Raw genomic sequence first — 24,259 nt, 5'->3', positions numbered from 1 at the left:
GTCCCCAGTCCCCAGTCCCCAATCCCTCTAAATCTGCTAAAAAGCCAGCTAAACAGCGAATGCCATTGCCACACATTTCTGGTTCAGAACCATCGGAATTAAAAATCCGCATGGTGTAGTCAGTGCCGTTTTCTCCAGGTAGGGCAAAAATGACACCATCAGCACCGATACCAAAGTGGCGATCGCACAACTTGATGGCTTGCTCTGGAGTCAATACAGGCAAAGATGACGAGCGGTTGTCAATCAGAATAAAGTCGTTGCCTAGACCATGATACTTAGTAAATTCGATTGCCATTTTCCCAAGGATGAATTATCAAGGATTAGTTACTCTTTATTTTGCCTTGTAGGTTCATCTTTACTAAAAATGCTTACCGAATTTGACACCACTTTGCCTAGTATTAGACAAGTCCAAAACCTGATTAAACAAACAACGCCAGTAGAGTTAAAGCTGCTGACTCAGGATGTACTCATAGGAAGGGTTTTATGGCAAGATCCACAGTGTATCTGTATTGCTGATGAAAACAGTCAGCAAACCACTGTTTGGAAACAAGCGATCGCTTATATTAAACCCAAGAATTAGTCATTGATTATTCTCGCCAATTATCCATAGGCAGAAACTCTTTGAGCGCTTCTGCCTCACCAGCTTTCACCACTGGGATAGAAAGAGGTACTGAACTGGCGATCGCAAATAACTGTTCTAATTGACTCAAACCTGTCAAGCTACCACATAACAATACTTGGTCGCCAACTCGCAAGTCCATGCCACCATCAGGATAGCGGATAAACTTGCCATCTCGCCGGATCGCCTGTACCTGTACTCCAAATTGCTTGGCAATATCTAAATCTGCAAGGGTTTTCCCTAGCGTTGGCGCATCTGCATTAACTGTAATCCACTGACAAGCGCTATTTTCTCCGGGAACAGCCGCCTGTCCCTTGGCGAATTCTGCCAAAGCTGCCAGTTCTTCATCTGCTCCCACTATCAGCAAGCGATCGCCTTCTTCCAATTTGGTTTGATTATTGGGATAATCAATTTCATCGCCGTTAGCGCGGCGAATTGCCATCAAACTCGCTCCTGTTAAATAGCGCATATCTGCTTCTTCTATGCTCATACCAATTAAGGGCGAAGCAGATGGGAGAGGATACCAGCGCTGATTTAAATCGAGAGTTGCTTGCCGCAAATCGCGGGCAACTTCAGTGGCAGAAAGCTCTGGCCGCAAATCTAAATAATGATCGTTGCGGATTTGCTGCATTTGGCGTTGGACGACATCTGGCGACAACAAGCCTAAGCCAGTTAATAAATGAGTTGCCATTTCTAAGCTGGCTTCAAACTCTGGTTGCACCACTTCCCTAGCTCCCAATTGATACAGCACCTCAATATTTTTATCCTGGGTAGCACGGACAACCAAATCTAATTCTGGGCGCAATTCCAAAGCGCGTTTCAAGCAAAGACGGGTACTCATGGGATCTGGAAGTGCGATCGCCATTCCTTTGGCATGATTCACCCCGGCGGTTTCCAGAACATGTAAACTCACGCAATTGCCATAGACATAAGACACTCCAGCCTCACGCAACTGCTGAATTCTACTCTCTAATTGGTCGATTACTACCACAGGCAGGTTGTGTTGCAGCAACAACTTCACCAAATTCTTGCCCACTCGCCCATAGCCGCAGACTACCACATGGTCTTTAAAGGGCAAATCTTCCGATACATCCCGCGCCTCTTCTTCTTCTAAATACGGTTTCAACCAGGGCATTGATTCGGCAAAGTTAAATAAAAATGGCACTAACCGCAGCACAAATGGGGTAAGCATGAGAGTGACTGCGGTGGTTCCCAAAATTAATAAATATATTTGTCGGGACACCAGCCCCAAAGACTGCCCTTCACTAGCGAGAACAAAGGAAAATTCCCCAATTTGCGCCAGTCCCAAACCGGCGATGATGGCTGTTTTCAAAGAGTAGCGGAACAGCTTCACTAGGGGGGTGATAATCAAAAATTTACCTACAAAAACTATTGCTACCAACCCCAAAATCAATTCTAGGTTGTTCCACAAAAACACTGGGTCAATTAACATCCCAATGGCGGCAAAAAATAAACTAGCAAAGATATCTCGCAGTGGTTCCACATAAGTCAGGGTTTGATCGGCGTATTCCACCTCAGAAATCATCAAACCTGCGACAAATGCCCCCATCTCAATCGATAGTCCCAAATACTCTGTCAACAGAGCAATGCCCAAACATAGAGCTACAACCCCTAATAAAAATAGTTCTCGGCTTTCAGTACGGGCTAACAGTCGCAACAAAGGCGGTATCAGCCAAATCCCCGCAGCTACGGCACCAGCAGCAAATAAACCAATCAAAGCTAGGGCTGTTAGCACGGCGATGCCAATGGTTTCTGCTGGTTGGTTGAGGGCTGGCAAGACTGCTAACATCAGTCCTAGTGCCAAGTCCTGTACTACCAAAATACCCAGCATCACTTGCCCGTGAGGCGTTTCTGTTTCGTTGCGCTCCATCAAGCACTTGAGGACAACGGCTGTGGAAGACAAGGACAGAATACACCCCAAAAACATCCCCTTAGCAGGTAAAGTTCCCCAAGCTCCGGTTAATCCGCATACCACAACTGTGACCAAAATCGTCAAAGCAATCTGGAGTCCACCTCCGCCAAGAGCGATCGCTTTTACCTTCTTGAGTTCCGCAAAGGAAAATTCCACACCCAAGGCAAATAACAAAAAGGCAACGCCGAACTGTGCCAGAGTCTCTACTTGAATAACTTCTTTAATTAGTCCCAGTCCGGCTGGGCCAATGATCATCCCGCCAATGAGATATCCTAGCAGCACGGGTTGTCGCAAAAGTGCCGCCAACAGTCCGCCACAGGCTGCAACGCCTAGAACTAAAACTAAATCAACAATTAGCCTAAAATCTTCTTGCACCAGTTTTAAAAGAACTATTAAGACCTATTAATTCAGGATACAAAGTTTTCTGATCTCAAACAGCTTGTTTGGTGAAGGTGCGACAAAATTTGCTTATTGGGCATTGGGAGGTATTTTGCAGATTTGTACAAACATCTCACTTTAGTAGTGGTGCGACACAGCTAAAATAGTGCATTAAAAATCTCTGGAAAACTCAAGTTTAGAAGCATAATCCAATTTTTCTATTGCACCAATTTAGGCGTGTCACGACAGTAGGGTGCCCTAGCCCGTCGCGGTAACACACCCGAATGGCACTAAGAAAAGATATAGCCCTTACCCTGACTGGTTCCCAGCCTCTAGGCTGGGAACCAGTCAGGGAGGCTCCGCCTCCAGTAGCTTGACGAGAGGCAGAGCCTCTTTGAATACATTCCCAGCCTGGAGGCTGGGAACGAGGGGACACAAGCCTTTGGGCTTTTCTTAGTGCCATTCGTAACACACCCTACGACTACTCATTAACGGAGTTCAAAGACTGATTAATGAGTATCAAAGACTCATTAACGTGAGTTCGACGGGCTGAATTGACTATGGCGCGATCGCCTCATGTCAATATTAACGAAGTTATATTCATGCCTGTAGATCAAGCTAGTGCCACTCTAGTTAATCGCCAAAGTTAAAATGAGGACATATTCACAAGATTAACCTTGGTAAGGCTATGCACAACACTGCTAACACCGAAGAAACACTAGTACTGGAAGATGGACAAGCACCACCTCCAGATATTATCACTCCACCGCGAAAGCCAAAGTGGGATGACACATTCAAGTACATGGCGAATCCTGATCAGTTCTGCCGCCAAAATCTGGAAAAGTACGGCCCCATCTTCAATACAGCAGTCTTTGGAGGCACTACTATCTTTGTCGGCTCTGCGAAAGCTATTCAAATGGCATTTAATGGGGACTTAAGATATACGGAGATTGCACTACCATCAACTACGATGGATATGTTCGGCGAGTACAGCCTATTCCAGCGACCTGATTTGCATCGCCAGCGCAAAAATGCACTCGCTCCCGGATTGAGTGGTCGTGTCCTTGATACATACACTCCTGATATCAATCAGGTGATTGTGCATGGTATCCAGGACTGGCCTACCTCCAGCAGAATAGCGCTGTACCCTGCTGTAGAGAAGATATGCTTTGATATACTCGTCCCCTTGCTGCTGGGAATCAGCTTGGATGATTCTGATCCCGCTACTTTTGCAGGGCTACCTGTATCATCCAAGGCAGAGCTAAAAGCTTTGTACAAAACATACTTTGACGGCTTCTATGGTCTGTTTAAGTGGAAGTCACCTTTCACGAAATACGGGCGGGGACTTTCGGCACGCGCGGCGTTGCTCGACTTTATGCGTGCCGTCGTAGTGCGTCGGCGGCAAGCAGAGGGAGCCATTAACCCCACAGCAGACTTTCTCTCGATGATGCTATCCAGCCAGCAGGAAAACCCAGATGGGGTATTTAGTGATCTACTTATTGCAAATCAGTGTCTATTACAGTTGTGGGCGTCAGACTACGAGATATCTGGACTGGTATCTTCGCTTATCTACCAAATCGCCCGACATCCGCAAGTGTTGCAACGGCTACGTGAGGAGCAAAAACAGGTAGTGGGTGAAAAGAGCAATGTCAGCATCTTCTCACCGGAGCATTTGAAGCAGATGATTTTCCTAGAGGCGACAATCAAAGAGACACTACGCACACTACCTCCCAGTTCTACAGCTAGCCGTCGGCTCACCAAGTCTGTAGTGCTGGATCGTGTGTTGTATAAGAAGGGCTGCACCATTATTGCAGAGCCACGGATTGCACACATCATGTCAGAACACTTTCGCGAACCGGAAGTATTTGCTCCAGAGCGGTTCTTACCGGAACGTACAGAGGGCAAGATGTACGAATTTATTCCGTTCGGTGGTGGTGTCCACGCTTGCTTGGGGGCGCAGATGGCGATCGCAGTCACAAAAGTGTTTGCATCTCATGTCCTACATACTTTTGACTGGAATCTGATCGGTGAGCCAAAGTTTGTCCAATTTCCCTTGAAGAAGGTTAGGGATGATTACCAAATAGATATTTCTTATCTCATACCATTTCACACAAACCCTGATACATAAAGATTTCTTGTAAGGGCACAGCATTGCTGTGCCCCTACCAACGTATTTGTATCATTATTAAAACCGTATAACTCATGACTAGAAGTCACGAGTGTGCGGCTTGTAGAAATCAAAGGTGGATGAACGGAGCTAAAAGACTCGTTCATATAATGTCCGCCTAATCACTTAGGAATAAAAATTAAATAATACCAATCCTCCATGAAGATGCACTAAATTAAGAGAAGCAGGAACAGGGTGCAGAGTATGGGAAACAGGTTTTGAATCGATTTGTGGATGGGATTACATCACCTCTGCTTTATTAAGTGCAACTTCATAGAGAATTGGTATTACTCAGTACTAATCTAGGTTGTGGAATGCGATCGCCTCCGATAGATGGCTCCCCTACGTGTATTTCAAAAATCAAATATTAGTCCTATATAACATTAAACACTTGCTTTTTTTTGAGCAATAGTAGTCTCTTCCAGATGTTTTTTGCCCTTTATCATATCATAAAAACGTTTGCAATAGACCTACTCATCTAGTTGGGTGTGGATAATTTCACCATTGTTCTGATTTTTAAAACAGATACAGGACTTACGCAGGGACTACGATTTTACGTCATTACGAGCGAAGCGAAGTAATCGCAAAGGCTTAGTTTTTCGTCACGAGTGCGTAAGTCCTAAGATATTTACAATTTGTTTCCTCATAAAAAGCATCGCTCGGTTTCTTTGACAGCAATATTAGCTGTAGATAAAGCTTGAGCGACTGATGGAGCGCGTCAACCCAAGCCCTGCTTACAACTGAATGAGTCACAGTTTTGACATTACTTGGTAATAGCTTTGTCACAAAAAAGTGCGAGTGTGAAGTGGGCTTAAGCAAATAAGCAAATTAAGAAGATGTTTTAAAAGGGCTTTTTCCTCTAATGATGAGTATCTCATTACAGGGTTTAAAGCTTAGTTTTACCGTTCATACTTAACCTAAGTATAAACGGCAAAACTATAATACCTTTCGGCATTTTTGAAACATCTTCTTAAATTGGCTTTTGAGTGTTTTAATCTGACTCATAAAGCTGTGATTTTCATGTCATAGCATTAGGAGAACGGTAGAAACAATCAATATTTTCATTATTTATTTAGAGGTTTCGGTATGGATTGCACCTCTTTGCAAAAAAATCTTATAAGGCAAGAGTCACACTCTGCTGCCTTGTCTTTTGCTCAAGAGCGCCTGTGGCTTCTCGACCAGTTAAATCCTGGGAATCCTACTTACAATCTATCTGTAGCTATTCATCTGAAGGGTTTGCTTGACGTCAGGGCACTGGATCAGAGTTTGGGTGAAATTGTGCGGCGTCATGAGGCTTTGCGAACGACTTTTAGTGCTGTAGATGGGCAATCATTACAAGTCATCGCCTCAGACTTGAAGTGGACTCTGGCAATTGTCTCTCTGAGGGAGCTTTCTGAAACTGAGCGTCAGCAACAGAGCCAACGGCTGATAACTGAGTCAGTGCAGCAATCTTTTGACTTAGCCACTGGGCCGTTACTGCGTGCAGTCTTGCAGCAATTGAGTGAAATTGAGCATATCTTGCTGCTAACGATACACGAGATTGTTGCCGATGACTGGTCGTTAGGCGTACTTTTGCAGGAACTTGCGACTTTATATGAAGCTTTTGCCAATGGCTTACCATCACCGTTGGTTGAACTACCCAGTCAGTACGCTGACTTTGCTATTTGGCAGCGTGAGTGTTTGCTTAGTGAAGTGTTGGAATCTCAGCTTGCCTATTGGAAGCAGCAACTAGGAGGGGAGTTACCTGTACTGGAGTTGCCGACTGACCGTCCCCGCCCGCCAGTGCAAACATATCGAGGTGCAAGACAATCTCTGAATTTGCCCAATAACTTAACTGATGCACTTAAGTCTTTGAGTCAGCAGTCAGGAGTTACCTTGTTTATGACTTTGTTGGCAGCATTCAACACGTTGCTCTACCGCCATACGGGCCAAGAAGATATTATTGTTGGGTCTGCAATTGCTAACCGTAACCAACTTGAAGTTAAGGGGCTGATTGGATTATTCGCCAATAATTTAGTAATGCGAACCAACCTTTCAGAAAATCCCAGTTTTCGGGAATTGTTAGGTCGAGTGCAGGAAGTAGTTTTGTCAGCATATTCCCACCAAGACCTACCTTTTGAGAAGCTGGTAGGAGAACTGCAAACGGAACGGCATTTGAGTCACTCACCACTGATTCAAGTGATGTTTGTTCTCCAAAGTGACCAGATGCCTGCATTGGAATTTTCCGGTCTGAGCGTGAACGCAATTGAAGTGGAGAGCAAGACTGCAAAGTTTGATTTAACTCTTGAGCTACAAGAGACATCAGAAGGTATGAATGGTTGGTTTGAGTATAACGCAGACTTGTTTGATGCTGACACAATCAGCAGAATGATTGGTCATTGGCAAGTGTTATTAGAGGGTGTAGTTACTCAACCCAATCAGCAGATTTCACATTTGCCGATTTTGACGGAAGCGGAAAGGCATCAGTTGTTGATCGAGTGGAATGACACAGCGATAAATTATCCCAAATATAAGTGTACTCATCACTTATTTGAGGAACAGGTAAAGCGAACTCCCAATGCCATTGCCCTAGTCTTTGAAAACCAACAACTCACCTACCAACAGCTAAATCGCCGTGCCAATCAGCTAGCACACCATCTGCAAAAATTGGGTGTAAAACCAGAGGTAGCGGTGGGAATTTGCCTAGAGCGCTCCCTCGATATGCTCGTAGCACTCCTAGCTATCTTCAAAGCTGGCGGAGCCTACATTCCCCTTGACCCTAATTATCCCGAAGAGCGTCTCGCCTTCATGCTCGAAGATTCGCAGCTATCGCTGCTCCTGACCACAGAAAAAATTCTTCAAAATTCATTGTCCGCTTCCGTAAAAGCTTTACCTAAGAATAACAACAAACAATCCCCAATCAATCCCGAACAATTAACAGTAATCTGTCTAGATAAAGACTGGGAAATCATTAATCAAGAAAACCCAGAGAACCTGGAAAGTAACATTGAACCTACAAACTTAGCCTACCTCATCTACACCTCTGGCTCTACAGGCAAACCTAAAGGAGTACAAATTACCCATCGCAATGTAGTAAATTTTCTCACCACCATACAACAGCAGTTGCAGTTAACAAATCAAGATAGTCTACTTTCAGTAACAACGTTATCTTTTGATATTGCGGTTTTAGAAATTTTTCTCCCTTTGACAGTAGGAGCGAAGGTAATTTTAGTCAGTAGGGAAGTAGCGATGGACGGGTTACAATTATTACAAAAACTCCACAACTTTGCTGCAACTGTTATGCAAGCCACTCCTGCGACTTGGCGGATGTTACTAGAAGCAGGATGGAGAGGAAATACACAACTGAAAATTCTCTGTGGTGGTGAAGCCTTACCTCAAAATTTAGCCAAGCAATTATGTCAAAGAGGTGCTGAAGTTTGGAACTTATATGGGCCCACAGAAACAACTATCTGGTCTACAATTCATCGAATTGATCAGCAAGAAGTTTTAGTAACCATCGGCCGTCCTATAGGCAACACCCAGATTTACATTTTAGATAAATATTTACAACCCGTACCAGTGGGTGTTCCCGGAGAACTATATATTGGTGGTGCCTCTTTAGCACGGGGTTATTTGCATCGGCCGGAGTTAACAAAAGAAAAATTCATTCATAACCCGTTCAGTTCGGACTCTGAAAGCCGCTTATACAAAACTGGTGACTTAGCCCGTTATCTCTCCGATGGAGAAATTGAATATCTAGGACGTATTGACTATCAAATCAAACTCCGGGGGTACCGCATCGAACTAGCAGAGATTGAAGCTGTACTGAGTCAACACCCCACCATAGAAAAAACGGTAGTCATTGTTAGGGATGATTTCTCTGGTGATAAATGTCTAGTGGCTTATATCGTGTCTAAGTTTAAGGAAGCTTTGACAAATGAGGAACTGCGCCGTTTCCTCAAAGAGAAACTGCCGTACTATATGGTGCCAGGAGTCTTTGTATTCTTGGACACCCTGCCCCTAACTCCCAACGGCAAAATAGACCGCCGCGCTCTGCCTGCGCCTGACCTAACTGCTAGACACCAGTCAGAAGTATCCTTTGTCGCTGCCCAGAATGAGCTAGAACTGCAACTGACTAAAATTTGGGAAAAAGTTTTAGGGATCAACCCTATTGGCATTAAAGACAATTTTTTTACCTTGGGAGGTCATTCATTAATCGCTGTACGCTTAGTTAGTGAAATTGAGAAGGTTTGCCAAAAAAAGCTTCCTCTATCAACTTTTTTTCAAAAACAGACGATTGAGGAACTTGCTGTTGTTCTTGAGCAAACAGAATCTTCTCAAGTCTGGGAATCCTTAGTGATGATTCAACCAGGTAGTCAAACCAAACCACCTCTGTTCTGTATTCATGCAGTTTGGGGTAATGTTTTATTTTACCGGAAGTTGGGGCGTTATCTAGATAAAGAGCAGCCATTTTATGCTCTACAAGCAAAAGGACTTGATGGGAAACAAGCACCGCTCACCTCCGTGAGCAAAATGGCATCTAACTATATCCACGAAATTAAAACAATTCAGCCGAATGGCCCCTATTTTCTGGGCGGCTTTTCCTTTGGCGGCCTACTAGCCTTTGAAATTGCCCAACAACTCCACACCCAAGGTGATGAAATTAGATTATTGGCTATATTTGATACGGTTGCTCCCAATGTGATTGAATTTAATTCAAATAGTAGTGATACTAAACTCCAAACCTTATCGGACGAGAGCTTTTTACATTTTCCCAGACTTGTGAAGTTGAATTTCAAAGACCAAGTTGCTTACATATGGAAAAGGTTACATTGGCATCTGACGGTAGGAAAGGTGAACTTTTTCTATAAGTTCTACCTTCAGTACATCAAGCGATCGCTTCTAGAGTTAAGACTCCTTGAGGTGTATCAGGCTAACAATCAAGCTCGAAAAAGCTATGTAGTGCAAGTTTATCCTGGTATATTGACTCTGTTCTGTTCTGATGAAACGGTTGTGCAGTGTGAAGATGACCCGGAGTTAGGTTGGGGTCAGATAGTCACAGGTGGGGTAGAGATTCATAATATGCCCGGAACAATCCACACAACTCTTATGGAAGAACCTGGTGTACAGGTTCTAGCTGAAAAATTGCAGACTTGTTTAGACAACGCTCAGACTTCAAATTAAGGCGTTCATTACCTATAAATCTTTCAGTTAAGGGCAGGACTTACGCATTGCTTTATTCTCTGGAGAGAGTGATGAAAGAGCGCTAAACCCAATTCCGAGTTAAAAATGCACAAAACGAGAAGTATTACCCTGCCCCCCTTCTCAAGAGCCTCTGCGGTTAACGATATAGCCAAACACGCAAGAGTGAAAGTAATTGTTCGGTATCTACGGGTTTGGTGATGTAGTCTGATGCGCCGGCTTCAATACACTTCTCGCGATCGCCTTGCATGGCTTTAGCGGTCAGTGCAATAATCGGCAAAGATTGAAACTGCTCGTTTTGGCGGATTAAGCGTGTTGTTTCGTAACCATCCATTTCTGGCATCATTACGTCCATCAAAACGACATCAATATCTGGTGTAGTTTCCAATAGGGTAATCCCCTCTCTACCATTTTCAGCATATAAAACCTGTATTTGATAACGCTCCAGCATACTTGTAAGCGCGAAGATATTACGCATATCGTCGTCTACAATTAGCGCTTTCTTGCCAGCGAGTAAGTAGTCTTGTGAATGCAGTTGTTCGAGTATTTGTCGCTTGGGTGCAGGTAAATTTGCTTGGACTCGGTGTAAAAATAATGCTGTTTCATCGAGGAGACGTTCGGGCGATCGCACATCTTTAATGATGATTGTCTCTGCAATCCGTCTGAGTTCCGTTTCTTGAGCTTTGCTAATTTCTCTACCTGTGTAGACAATAATTGGTAAAGTTTTGCCGTGAGGTAGAAGCTTTATCTGCTCGATCAGTTCAAACCCAGTCATGTCGGGTAGCCCTAAATCGAGAACCAGGCAATCAAAATGCTGGGCGCGAATAGCTTCTAGGGCTGCTGCACCGGTGCCTACAGCAGTGGTAGAAACATCGCTGTTGCCAATCAACTCCACAATACTAAGGCGTTGAGTGTCGTCGTCTTCGACTACTAACAAATTTTTCACCTGGCGCTCCACAAAACCTTTAATTTTGGCCAACGCCTCGGATATTGTCTTGCTGGTTAAGGGCTTTTGCAGATATGCGATCGCACCTAGTTGTAAACCGCGTTGTCTCCCTTCCTCAACTGTCATGATATGTACGGGAATGTGACGGGTATTTGGGTCATGTTTGAGACGATCCAATACCGTCCAACCATCCATTTCTGGCAACCTGATATCTAGCAAAATGGCTGAAGGCAGGAATTGCTGCGCTAGCATCAAACCTGTACTACCGGTTTGGGCAGTGATTACCTTGAATCCTTGCTGTTGCGCCATCTCTAGAAGGATACGCGCAAAATTAACGTCATCCTCGACAATTAGTAACACGCGATCGCCTCTTTCAATAGTAGTGCGATCGTCATTAATCAGTACAGACGGGATTAATCGCGTCTGTACTGAGTAGGGAGTGGGAAGTGTTGATGTAGACTCAGGACTCAGCAATCGGAACTCGGAACTCAATTGTGGTAAGTAGAATGTAAACGTGCTACCTTGACGGGGTTGACTAATTAGTTTAATTTCGCCGCCAAAGAGACGGGCGATTTCGCGGCTAATTGATAAGCCCAATCCGGTGCCGCCGTATCTTCGACTGGTAGAGCCATCGGCTTGCTGGAATGCCTCAAAAATAACTTTCTGCTTGTCGGGAGCAATGCCAATACCTGTATCGCTGACTGAGAAGGCAATCACAAGCTGGGCGCGATTTAAAGTTTCATGGTCGTTGCTCCACCCTTGCTTCGCCACCGCAATCCGTAAGCGTACCTCTCCTTGCTCTGTAAATTTAAAAGCGTTGGAGAGGAGATTTTTCAACACCTGTTGTAAGCGTTTGACATCTGTATAGATGGTGAGTGGCAATTCGGGAGTAAATTCAATTGCGAAGGCAAGTCCTTTGCTCTGAGCGATTTCTCGAAAGGTGCGCTCAGTCTGATCACCCAACTCTGTCAATGGCATTTGGGTCATGTCAATGGACATCGTTCCAGATTCAATTTTAGCCAGATCCAGAATGTCATTGATTAACGTCAACAAATCAGTACCGGCTGAGTAAATTGTCTGGCTGTATTCAACTTGCTTGGCGGTGAGGTTATGATCAATGTTATCTGTCAACAACTTCGCCAAAATTAACAAGCTGTTCAACGGTGTCCGCAGTTCATGGGACATGTTGGCGAGAAATTCTGACTTGTATTTTGAGGAGAGGGCAAGTTGTTCAGCCTTGTCTTCTAAAGACAGTCTTGCTTGTTCAATTTCCCGATTTTTGCGCTCGACTTCTTTCTTCTGCATAGCTAACAATTCTGCCTTTTCTTCTAATTCGGCGTTGGTTTGTTGCAATTCTTCTTGCTGTCCTCTGAGTAAATCCTCAGAGGTTTTGAGTGATTGCGCTTGTTGTTCTAAGCGCTTGTTGGTTTCCCGGAGTTCATTTTGCTGAGTTTGGAGTTCTTCAGCCAAAGATTGCGACTGCTTGAGTAATTCTTCAGTTCGCATCGATGCTGCGATCGTGTTCAGGACGATCGCTATACTTTCGGTTAGTTGGTCGAAGAATGTCAGATGAATTTCGCTAAAGCGGCGGAAAGAAGCTAATTCTATCACTGCTGTCACTTGTCCTTCAAAAAGTACAGGTAACACCACGGCATTTAGGGGAGTTGCTTCTCCTAAACCAGAGGCAATTCTGACATAATCACTTGGCACCTCCGTCAGCAGTATTCGCTCTTTTTCTAAAGCGCATTGTCCTACCAAACCTTCACCCAATTGGAAGCGGTTAGCCAAATGTCTGCGTTCGCGGTAAGCGTAGCTACTAATTAGTTTCAAATACGGTGTATTTTCAAGGGAGTCCATCAGGAAGAATACGCCGTGTTGCGCTCCTACCAAGGGTGCTAGTTCGGAGAGAATTAGTTTGGATACAGTTTCTAAGTCTCGCTGCCCTTGCAGCATTCGGGTAAACTTGGCTAAGTTAGTTTTCAACCAATCTTGTTCGGTGTTTTTCTGCGTTGTCTCCCGCAGATTGGCAATCATCTGGTTGATGTTGTCTTTGAGTATCGCTACTTCCCCTAGTGCTTCCACGGCAATGGAACGAGTTAAATCGCCCTTAGTTACAGCTGTAGCAACTTCTGCGATCGCTCGCAACTGGGTAGTAAGTGTAGCAGCGAGTTCGTTCACGTTATCTGTCAAATCTTTCCAAGTCCCAGCCGCCCCAGGTACTCTAGCTTGTCCGCCTAATTTCCCTTCGATTCCCACTTCTCGCGCCACTGTGGTTACTTGATTGGCAAAGGTCGCTAGGGTATCAATCATCTCGTTGATTGTCTCTGCCAAAGTTTCAATTTCTCCCTTGGCATCTAGCATTAGTTTCCGTTTCAAGTCACCGTTAGCAACCGCCGTCACAACTCTGGCAATCCCGCGCACTTGTGCGGTTAAGTTCCCCGCCATCGAGTTAACGTTATCTGTTAAATCTTTCCAAGTCCCGGCAACACCTTGGACTTGGGCTTGTCCGCCCAACTTCCCTTCAGTTCCCACTTCCCGCGCCACCCGCGTTACTTCACTTGCAAAGGAACTGAGTTGATCTACCATTGTGTTGGTGGTATTCTTCAAGTCTAAAATTTCGCCTTTGGCATCAACAGTAATTTTCTTGGATAAGTCGCCATTTGCTACCGCCTTGGTAACTTCCGCGATGTTGCGAACTTGTCCGGTGAGGTTCCCCGCCATTGAGTTAACGTTATCCGTCAAATCTTTCCAAGTTCCTGCAACTCCTCTGACGTAAGCTTGCACGCCAAGTTTACCTTCCGTTCCCACCTCACGGGCAACCCTGGTAACTTCTGATGCAAAAGAATTAAGTTGATCCACCATTGTATTAATGGTGTTCTTCAGTTCCTGAATTTCCCCTTTCACATCAACAGTGATTTTCTTCGAGAGGTCGCCGTTTGCCACCGCCGTGGTAACTTCGGCAATGTTTCGCACCTGTGCCGTCAAACTTCCCGCCATAAAGTTTACACTGTCAGTTAAATCTTTCCAAGTGCCGGCGACACCTTTAACTTCCGCTTGTACGCCCAACTTCCCTTCAGTTCCCACCTCACGGGCAACTCTTGTAACTTCACTTGCAAAGGAATTGAGTTGATCTACCATCGTGTTAACGGTGTTCTTCAACTCTAAAATTTCACCTTTGACATCAACGGAGATTTTTTTAGATAAGTCGCCATTTGCGACGGCGGTGGTGACGGCGGCAATGTTTCGCACCTGTGCCGTTAAACTTCCCGCCATAAAGTTTACGCTGTCGGTTAAGTCTTTCCAAGTTCCAGCCACGCCGCGCACATCTGCTTGTACGCCTAATTTACCCTCGCTTCCCACCTCACGCGCCACCCTTGTGACTTCCGATGCAAATGAATTTAGTTGATCCACCATTATATTGATGGTATTCTTGAGTTCCAGAATTTCGCCTTTAACACCAACAGTAATTTTCTTAGATAAGTCACCATTTGCGATCGCAGTCGTAACTTCGGCGATGTTCCGCACCTGTGCCGTTAAACTTCCCGCCATGAAGTTTACACTATCAGTTAAATCTTTCCAAGTCCCAGCAACATCTTTTACATCTGCTTGGACACCCAATTTACCTTCAGTTCCCACTTCCCGCGCTACCCGCGTCACTTCACTAGCAAAGGAACTGAGTTGATCTACCATCGTGTTAATTGTGTTTTTCAACTCCAGAATTTCACCTTTAACATCGACAGTGATTTTCTTAGATAGGTCGCCGGTTGCTACGGCGGTAGTTACTTCGGCAATATTCCGCACCTGTGCCGTTAAACTTCCCGCCATGAAATTTACACTATCAGTTAAATCTTTCCAAGTGCCAGCCACACCGCGCACTTCTGCTTGCACGCCCAGTTTACCCTCACTTCCCACCTCACGCGCCACCCTTGTAACTTCTGATGCAAAAGAATTGAGTTGATCCACCATTGTGTTGATGGTATTTTTGAGTTCCTGAATTTCACCTTTGACATCGACAGTAATTTTCTTGGATAAGTCGCCTGTTGCCACAGCAGTAGTCACTTCGGCAATGTTCCGCACCTGTGCCGTTAAGCTTCCCGCCATAAAGTTCACGCTATCGGTGAGATCCTTCCAAGTTCCAGCCACACCTTTGACATCTGCTTGACCGCCCAATTTCCCTTCTGCACCCACCTCACGGGCAACTCTTGTAACTTCCGATGCAAAGGAATTAAGTTGATCCACCATGATGTTGACGGTGTTTTTCAACTCTAAAATTTCGCCTTTGACATCAACAGTGATTTTCTTAGAAAGGTCGCCGTTGGCTACTGCTGTGGTAACTTCCGCAATGTTTCGCACCTGTCCGGTAAGATTACCTGCCATTAAGTTAACGTTGTCAGTTAAATCTTTCCAAGTCCCTGCTACGCCTCGCACTTCGGCTTGCACGCCCAACTTTCCTTCAGTTCCTACCTCACGCGCCACCCTTGTAACTTCCGATGCAAAAGAATTAAGTTGATCCACCATTGTATTGATGGTGTTCTTAAGTTCCAGAATTTCGCCTTTTACATCCACAGTGATTTTCTTGGAAAGGTCGCCTGTTGCTACTGCTGTTGTCACTTCCGCAATATTTCGCACCTGTCCCGTCAAGCTTCCCGCCATGAAATTCACACTATCGGTGAGGTCTTTCCACGTTCCCGCTACTCCCCGGACATCTGCTTGACCGCCCAATTTACCTTCTGCACCCACCTCACGGGCAACTCTTGTGACTTCTGATGCAAATGAATTAAGTTGATCCACCATGATGTTGACGGTGTTTTTCAACTCTAAAATTTCGCCTTTGACATCAACAGTGATTTTCTTGGAAAGGTCGCCATTAGCTACCGCCGTTGTCACTTCCGCAATGTTACGGACTTGGGCTGTAAGATTCCCTGCCATTAAGTTAACGTTGTCAGTTAAATCTTTCCAAGTCCCTGCGACTCCTTTAACTTCGGCTTGCACGCCCAACTTCCCTTCAGTTCCCACCTCACGGGCAACTCTTGTGACTTCCGATGCAAAAGAATTAAGTTGATCCACCATCGTGTTGACGGTGTTTTTGAGTTCCAGAATTTCGCCTTTCACATCGACAGTAATTTTTTTCGATAAGTCACCGTTAGCGATCGCAGTGGCAACTTCGGCAATGTTGCGAACTTGTCCGGTGAGATTTCCCGCCATTAAGTTAACGTTATCAGTCAAATCTTTCCAAGTGCCAGCCACACCTTGCACTTGGGCTTGCACGCCCAACTTACCTTCAGTTCCCACCTCACGCGCCACCCGCGTTACTTCCGATGCAAAAGAACCAAGTCGATCCACCATCGTGTTAACGATATTGGCAGTTTGGAGAAACTCACCTTGCAAGGGTCGGCGATCAATTTCTATGGCGATCGTTTGCGATAAGTCACCATTAGCGACCGCCCGAATTACACGAGTAGTTTCCGCTGTCGGTTGGACTAAATCTGTAATGAGAGTATTGACAGAAGTAACACAATCTGACCAAGAACCACGAACATCTCCGAGAGAGGCGCGATCGGCAATTTTGCCTTCTTTGCCGACAACGTTACCAATCCGCTGTAACTCTGCCGCCATCCGCTCATTTTGCTCAATAATATCATTGAGCGTATCAGCTATTTTCCCCACCACACCAGTATGGTCTATGGGCATCCGAGCCGAAAAGTCACCCTGTTTAACAGCATTCAGCGTTCTTAGTAGCTGATTTAAATCTAGATTGTCGCTGTCTCTAGTTAACTGTTCGGTTGCCATAGCCTTATCCTTAGATTTATTCTTTAAAAGTTTTTTGTATTTTTTCCACCCCGTACCTGCTTAAGGTACTTTGAGGTAATGCTTAATGTTTCTTGACCTTTGGGCAATAGTTGGGTGAATTTAACCCTCATGCACCTGCTGTTTAGATAGTAGTGCTGCTAGCCCTCTCTGGAGTATCATAATCAATCATAGCTAGCTGGCAAATATTTCTCCAGAAAATGGACTAGTAAGGGAAATTGGGGAATTTAAGAAAATTTTTATGATTAGTATACCTAGATTAACTAAAACAGACTTTTTAGTTTTGATTGTTGTTGTCATAATTGGTGTTATAAATTTACCTTTTCCATTTGGAGGAGATCAAGCACTCTTTACAACAGGTGCTTTGGAGATGCAACAAGGAAAGGTACTCTATCGGGATTTTTGGGATCTAAAGCAACCTGGGATTTATTACTTTTATTTCTTAGCAGGAATTTTATTTGGTTTTAATGAGATTGGCATCCATATCTTTGAACTTCTTTACATGGTGCTTTTCTCCATAATATTGCAGTTGACTCTAAGAACCTATTTTCGGCATCAGCTAATAGCAAGTTTAGTACCTTTATTAACGGTTGGTGTTTACTATATTGTTTCATATCATCGGCAATTTACTCAAGTAGAAGGGCTAGTTGGTTTTCCTTTATTTCTATCTCTTTGGCTGACTTATAAATCTTTGAATCAGGAAGGAAAGCAAAGATTTTTTCGGCTTTTACTCTCAGGCTTTATGGGTGGAATTGTCTTGATATTTAAATTAATATTTTTGCCTATCTTGCTTGTTTTCTGGCTAACTATCTTGCTCTATTCTGTATTGATAAAACCTCAAACCTTTCAAAGAATCTTTATTGAAATTTGCTTGCCAATTTTTATAGGAATTATCTTTCCTCTTCTAGTTGTTGTCAGCTACTTTGCTTGGTTTAATAGTTTATCAATTGTCTATCAGACATTTTTGGTATATCCAAGCCAGGTGGTTGCTAATGGCACATTTAATATATCTAAGTTACTTTTGGGAACTGCATGGTTTTTAAAGAATTTTTTCCCTTTACTTTTAATGGCTACTGTTGCAGTAAATGTATCATTGCGTAAGTGTAAGAATTTATTGACATTGCTACTTGTTGCTTGGTTTGTTTTTGGGCTGGGTATTATTTTTCTACAAACTAGGTCATTGTGGAGTTACCAATATTTACTGTTATTTGTACCTACAGGTATTTTAGCAACTAAAGGTTTAGATATATTATGGCAGCCTTTAAAAGAATTGAATTTACCACTAATTAAGATTCTAGTGCCATTGTTGTTTTTATTACCTTTCTTATTTAATTTACAATTTAAGAGTGTCGCTCTAATTCAGAATAATTTTGCTTTAACTGAAGATACACGATTTAAATATCAGACTGTATTTAGAAAAGACTATACATTGCTTCGTTCAGAAGTTGACTTTCTCTCGCAACCAGGCAGTTTCTCTGGTGAGATTTTTGTTGCTGGAGACCCATCTATTTACTATTTATCTGGTCGGACTCAAGCAACATCACTAAATGCATGGTCACTGGAATTATTTCTATCTGAGCAATGGCCGCAACTTCTAGAGGAGTTAGATTTATCCAAACCTGCTTATATATTTATTAGTAATAACTATCAGCCTCTGATTAAGAAAGAGTGTCCCAAGATTTTAGAATTGATTGATAAAAGATATCATATTTTGCCCAAAAGTAATGATGGTATTTGGTATATTCTAAACTGATCAGGTCTTACCCCACCCTAACCCTCCCCTTGGAAAGGGGAGGGAACTAGATTGTTGTTTCCCCCCTTTCTAAGGGGGGATTAAGGGGGGTAATTTGACTTGTGTATACACCCTAGCCTAAAAAGGGGGGAACTAGTGCCCCCTTTTTAAGGGGGTTGGGGATCTCAAACCACGGTAAATTGAGTGTTTGAGCTTAAGTTGACACTAAACCCTATTGGATTTTACTCAACTCACGATCGCACCCGATACCCCATTCATAGATCCATTGACAGAAGAAAGCTTAACAGAATCGGCAACTAAAGAATTGGTGGGTTTGGAATTGCCTAGTACGCTTTGCTTCTTCTTGGTATTACCTCGTCGCGCACCACCCGCCATCTCGTATTCTTGGCTGTTTTTACCGTAACGGCTGCCAACTCCTAGTAACATTTTTTCTGACATCGCTATTACAGCCTTTTCTGCATTATTCAGGTCATCTGTGAGTTTGTCAATGGTAGATAATGTAGTGTTGTAGGCAGCAAGCTTAGACCGGAGATCGTTAATTGTCATGGTGTAAGCTTGTATAGTCAATCCTTGCCCAAAGTCAAGTTCTACACTGATAGATTGTAAACTTTCAATCCGGCGATTGGCTCGTTCTAAAACGCTGGAATTTCTTTTACGACGTGCCATAATGCATCTCTGCTACTTGCTTATTAGTACTTTTTTATACCAAAATATTTCTGATTGTCATGGGAAAATATAGCAAATCAGCTGCGATCGCATCTCTAAAAGTTTAGTTAATTTCACTTAGACTATATTTTTTTAGGTAGTAAATAAGTTCATTACAACAATTGCTGCAATGATTTAAGCGTTTCTTATATATGGAATAGCATTTGCTGCAAAGTATTAAGCGTTTCCTGCAACGGCTTATACATTTGCAAGAAAAACTTAAGCATTTCTTATATATGGCATAGCATTTGTTGCAAAGTATTAAGCGTTTGCGGCAACGGCTTATACATTTGCAAGAAAAACTTAAGCGTTTCTTATAAATGAAGTAATATTAGCTGCAAAGGTTTAAATTTTCACAGCCTCAAGCGTAGGAGCCGCAGTTACGCCCGTCGTAGACATCGCTTTTGCTTGTTGTCTGAGATAATACCTCTTGCATAAATCAAAAATAAGAACCCCAAAGAGCCTATTGTTTATCTGGTTGTACTCAAGCAACATCATTAAATGCATGGTCACTACCGGAGAGTTGTTGCTCTGCGAGTTCCCGATTTGATATTAGGATTAACTCTATCGCTTCCCGTAGGCTTTCTCTAGCTTCTTCCAGCGTTCTCTCTTGTACATTAGCACCGGGTAACTCCTGGACGTAGCCAATATACCAGTCATCTATCTTTTCAAATACAGCAGTAAAAGAATTCTCCATAATTTTTATTAATCGTTAGTGTCTTTATTTTAAGTTTTAACCGAGTACCGTGGGTTTAAGTCCCCGGTTCTAACAAGCAGTAAGTTTTGGGTCGGGGTCTAAATAAGAGTCACAAAACTTAATTACGAATTACGAATTACGAATTATTTAACGCATCTACTTTCTAAACCGTCACTCCCTCTAACTCTTCATCTGTCAACTCATACAACTGGCGCAACTTATCCAACTTATCACCATCAGCTTCCCAGAAACCGCGCCCATGCGCCTCCAACATTCTCCCTAAAATATTGCGAAAAGCTTCAGGATTTGCCTTGCGTAATTTATCCGCCATCTCTGCATCTAACGCATAAGTTTCTGCGGCTTGGTCATAAACCCAATCATCGGTAAAATCGGCAGTACCACCCCAACCAATCAACGCCGTCATCCGTTGGGAAATTTCAAACGCACCACCAGAACCTTGATTCGCCATCGCTTGCGCCCATTTGGGATTTACCAACTTAGTGCGATACTCCATTCGCAGCAAATCATCTAAATTGCGGGGTGTAGTATCTTTCGAGAAACTTTCCACAAAGCTGGTTGAAACCTTCTTACCGCGTTGTTTTTCTGCTGCCCTTTTCAAACCGCCCGTATTGGCGTAATATTCTTGAATATCAGTTAAACCATATTCTACCGAATCGATTTCTTGAACAATGCGATCGCTAGTTTTTAACAACGTATTCAAAACTTCCGGTCTAGCTTGACCTTTATCTTCTCTCCCGTAGCTAAATACATTGCGACTTTGCCAAGTATTGCCCAACTCCTCGCCAGATTCCCAATTACCATCAACAACTCGATCATTTACCAAAGAACCAAAATCACCCGCTGGATTAGAAAACAATCTCGCCGATGCATTTTCCACACCTTGAGCTTTTAAAGCTAAAGCGTGTCTCCTAATAAAATTCTGATCTTCCGGTTCATCAGCATCAGCCGCCCGTTGAAATAAATCATCCAACAATTCGATAATATTGACAAAACTATCCCGAAAAATCCCAGACAAATTACCCAACACATCAATGCGGGGATGTCCAACCTCCGCCAACGGCTTCAATTCATAACGAACAACCCTACCAGTTCCTTCCTTAACAGGTTCAGCCCCCACCAATTCCAACAGAATCCCCAAAGATTCGCCCTTAGTTTTAATCGCATCTAATCCCCAAAGCATCACCGCCACAGTTTCGGGATATCTCCCATATTCATCCAAATGCTGGGCGATAATTTTTTGAGCAATTTCTCGTCCCCGTTCATAAGCCGCAGGTGAAGGCATCCGATAAGGGTCTAAAGCATGAATATTCCTCCCCGTAGGTAACACACCAGCCCCATCCCGCAACAAATCACCACCAGGTGCAGGCGGAATATATTCGCCATTCAACCCCCTTAACAAATTCGTTAACTCATCTGTAGATTGCATCAACAAATCCCTTATTAACCTTTCCTCCTCCTCTCTCTCCTCTCTGCGTTCTCCGCGCCTCTGCGGTTCGTCTCCAAAATAAGCCTCCAAATAAGACCCCAACTCCTCCTCATTCGGTGCTTCCCCCAATGTATGCAACCCAGAAGAAAACAACCGATTTTCTAAAACTTGCAAATATTCATACAACTCCACTAAATAATCATCAAAAGCATGAGTGCTAAACATCCGCATATTTTCGGGAGTAAAGGCAATACCCAACTTCTTCGCATCTGCAAACGGGCAATCTGCATCTAAACCAGAGTCCACAATTTTTTTACAAATCCCTTCCTTAAGGACATAATTCTTTTGTGGATCTTCACGATACTCCGAAATCAAATCTCGCAATGCCACCAATTCCTTATATAAACCTGCACGACCATAAGGTGGTACATTATGAGAAATTAACACACCATAACCGCGACGTTTTGCTAACATCGATTCCGAAGGATTATTCGCCGCATATATATATAGATTAGGCAAATTTCCTAACAAAATATCCGACCAAGAATAACCCGTATTACCCAAAGGAGAACCAGGCAACCATTCCACCGTCCCATGCATTCCAAAGTGGACTAAAGCATCAGCTTGAAACTCATTTTGCAGCCATTTATAAAAAGCAGCATATTGCGGATGAGGCGTTAAATCTCGTTCAAACATTAAGCGCATCGGGTCGCCTTGTATCCCCAAAGGTGGTTGTACACCTATCCACACATTTCCTAATTGCACACCACCAATCTGGAATTCGTCGCCATAGGTTTTAATTCCAGTCCTGGTGAGAGATTTCCATTGTTTTTCGATACGCGAGGTTTGCAGATATCCCAACCATTTTTCTAATGTGCGGACATTTACAGTACTTGTGGGGTGGGCATCTTGCCCGCCATTGTCTATAGGCAGGCGAGACGACTGCCCCACAAGAGGATTAGATTCATCCGCTTCTTTCACCCAGCGAATCAATTCTTCTCCATCTTCCGGCAAATCTCCGACGGTGTAACCTTGTTCTTTGAGTGCGTGGAGAAACTTCAGCAAACTACGCGGCACATTTAATAATGCAGCTGTCCCCACAGCCCCATAACCTGGAGGAAACCCATATAAAATGATCGCAATCTTGCGTTCTGAAGCAGGTTTTTGCCGCAAAGCCACCCAACTTTTCACCCTACCAATTAATCTTTGTACCCGTTCGGGAACTAGATAAATATTTTCGCCCACCAAACCACCGAGGGGAATGGTATCAATAGCCCCATCCAATTCTGGTAACGCGTACAACACCACACTTTGCAATCCGCCGACACCTTGGCGCGTCCACGAGTAAATATCTTGAATTAGCAGTGGTGCGGCAACAATATAAGGTACATTCTTGGCAGTGAGGATGCGCTTGGCTACTTCCACCTGACGGCCAGCTTCCATTGAACCAGCCGGGCCACCCACCAGAGGAAAGCCAATTGTCGAAACGATCGCATCCACTTTTACTGCTTCACTAGAAAGTGAGGGAGTCTCGATATTACCTAGTTGGCGTTGCTGAATTTCATAGTCGGTTGTCATCCAATCTCGTACCGCCACATGTCCTTCTACGCCGTTGATGAAAATGGGTAAAGGAATTAACCCAGCTGATTCAAAACTGCGAATTAGTTGGGGAATGTAGGGTTGTTTGGTGATGACGTGTTTTCGGTAGAGTAAAATTCCGACAACTGGGGAGACGCGATTAATCGCGTCTCTACAATAGGTTTTATACCATTCTAGATATTCGCGGGGCGATTCAAAAAACCCTTGATAGTCGGGATGGAGTAATCCGATGTTGGGGGTTTCGACTAGCGGGGGAATATCGCCGACTTTTAAACCCAAGTATTTTTCTGCCAGTGTCCAGAATAATGAAGCGACGTTTTCTGAACCACCAGCATTCCAGTAACCATAGATAATTAACCAGTTGCGTAAGTCTTGGACTTTTTGCACTGGCACGTATTTCAGTAGTTTGGGGCCAATTTTTAAGAAGCTGATGTAACCAGCGAGTTTGTCTTCTTCTCGTCCGTTGCTAAATTTGTCAAGGATGAATTTAACTGGTTTGGGCATTCCTTTGGGATTGTCGCCAATGGCAAAAATACCCAACTTGGTTAAACTCATCAATTCTAAGGCTGACTCAAACACTAGACGGATGGGAATTTGGGCAATGCGATCGCGCAACCACACAACCTGGTCATAATCAAATAGTAGGCTACCGAAAAACACATCAGCGTCATGAAGTGCTGCTTCTACCTCAGTACGTTTGCTGGTAAGATCGCGATCGCTAAATACCCGAATATCCAACTCAGGACAGCGAGAGTTAGCCAAAAAAGCTGCTTTTCTGTACAAGTCAGCATTGAACGATTCAAACCCAGCAACCAAGACGATGCGTTTCATGCCTGTAAGCTACGAAATATTTCTTTACTTAAATTTTAAACTGGCTCACAGGTTGATTGTTAAATATCTACCCACAGATTTCGGTCAGTAGTTTCTTGAGTTAGGGCGTAAATCCAGCTATAGCGTTTCTTAATCACATGAGGTACATCATAGTCCCCTCCTCGCTTGCGGGGAGGGGGTTGGGGGTGGGGTTCT

Annotated in this window: 10 protein-coding genes and 1 pseudogene; 5 read left to right on the top strand and 6 right to left on the bottom strand. The window is 43.8% G+C overall.

All coding sequences use genetic code 11. The features are described 5' to 3' along the window. Positions 1 to 295: diaminopimelate epimerase (gene dapF, locus HWQ41_RS10315; RefSeq protein ID WP_292762178.1), on the bottom strand; the 295-nt coding region annotated here is incomplete at its 3' end. Positions 296 to 364: 69 nt separating this feature from the next. Between dapF and HWQ41_RS10310 the strand changes: the two genes are divergently transcribed. After that, entirely contained in the window at positions 365 to 580 is a 216-nt protein-coding gene (locus tag HWQ41_RS10310; RefSeq protein ID WP_292762175.1) for an RNA-binding protein hfq, read from the top strand. 7 nt (positions 581 to 587) lie between these two features. Here HWQ41_RS10310 and HWQ41_RS10305 read toward each other — a convergent pair whose 3' ends face one another. Beyond that, positions 588 to 2,927, bottom strand: a complete 2,340-nt coding sequence (locus tag HWQ41_RS10305; protein WP_292762172.1) for a cation:proton antiporter — start codon at positions 2,925 to 2,927, stop codon at positions 588 to 590. Positions 2,928 to 3,496: 569 nt separating this feature from the next. On the opposite strand from HWQ41_RS10305, the pseudogene HWQ41_RS10300 reads away from it, so the two are divergent. The 3 genes and pseudogenes from HWQ41_RS10300 to HWQ41_RS10290 all read left to right on the top strand — a co-directional run. Continuing rightward, positions 3,497 to 3,580, top strand: a pseudogene (locus HWQ41_RS10300) (NAD(P)-dependent oxidoreductase); the annotation flags it as partial. A gap of 38 nt (positions 3,581 to 3,618) precedes the next feature. Continuing rightward, positions 3,619 to 5,058, top strand: coding sequence for a cytochrome P450 (locus HWQ41_RS10295; protein ID WP_292762170.1), 1,440 nt, complete (start codon positions 3,619 to 3,621; stop codon positions 5,056 to 5,058). Between the two features lie 1,125 nt (positions 5,059 to 6,183). Next, positions 6,184 to 10,260, top strand: a complete 4,077-nt coding sequence (locus HWQ41_RS10290) for an amino acid adenylation domain-containing protein (RefSeq protein WP_292762168.1) — start codon at positions 6,184 to 6,186, stop codon at positions 10,258 to 10,260. A 157-nt stretch (positions 10,261 to 10,417) separates the two neighbouring features. Here the strand turns inward: HWQ41_RS10290 and HWQ41_RS10285 are convergent, their stop codons facing one another. Continuing rightward, complete coding sequence (locus tag HWQ41_RS10285) at positions 10,418 to 17,014, bottom strand: HAMP domain-containing protein (protein ID WP_292762165.1); 6,597 nt, start codon at positions 17,012 to 17,014, stop codon at positions 10,418 to 10,420. 259 nt (positions 17,015 to 17,273) lie between these two features. Between HWQ41_RS10285 and HWQ41_RS10280 the strand changes: the two genes are divergently transcribed. Further along, positions 17,274 to 18,785 (top strand): hypothetical protein, encoded by a 1,512-nt coding sequence (locus HWQ41_RS10280; RefSeq protein ID WP_292762162.1) that lies wholly within the window; start codon positions 17,274 to 17,276, stop codon positions 18,783 to 18,785. Positions 18,786 to 19,010: 225 nt separating this feature from the next. On the opposite strand, the gene HWQ41_RS10275 is transcribed toward HWQ41_RS10280, so the two are convergent. The 3 genes from HWQ41_RS10275 to bchH form a co-directional block, all read right to left on the bottom strand. Next, complete coding sequence (locus HWQ41_RS10275; protein WP_292762161.1) at positions 19,011 to 19,451, bottom strand: hypothetical protein; 441 nt, start codon at positions 19,449 to 19,451, stop codon at positions 19,011 to 19,013. Between the two features lie 523 nt (positions 19,452 to 19,974). Further along, positions 19,975 to 20,187, bottom strand: coding sequence for a type II toxin-antitoxin system HicB family antitoxin (locus HWQ41_RS10270; protein WP_292762159.1), 213 nt, complete (start codon positions 20,185 to 20,187; stop codon positions 19,975 to 19,977). A 163-nt stretch (positions 20,188 to 20,350) separates the two neighbouring features. Beyond that, positions 20,351 to 24,064: a magnesium chelatase subunit H gene (gene bchH / locus HWQ41_RS10265; RefSeq protein WP_292762156.1), complete on the bottom strand. Its 3,714-nt coding sequence runs from the start codon at positions 24,062 to 24,064 to the stop codon at positions 20,351 to 20,353. Between the last annotated feature and the right edge of the window lie 195 nt (positions 24,065 to 24,259).

Origin of the sequence: Nostoc sp. NOS(2021) (assembly GCF_017115025.1) — a bacterium.
Classification (GTDB): Bacteria; Cyanobacteriota; Cyanobacteriia; order Cyanobacteriales; family Nostocaceae; genus Nostoc.
The sequence above is the reverse complement of the archived record's forward strand: the minus strand, read 5'-3'. Positions and strand labels throughout refer to the sequence as shown.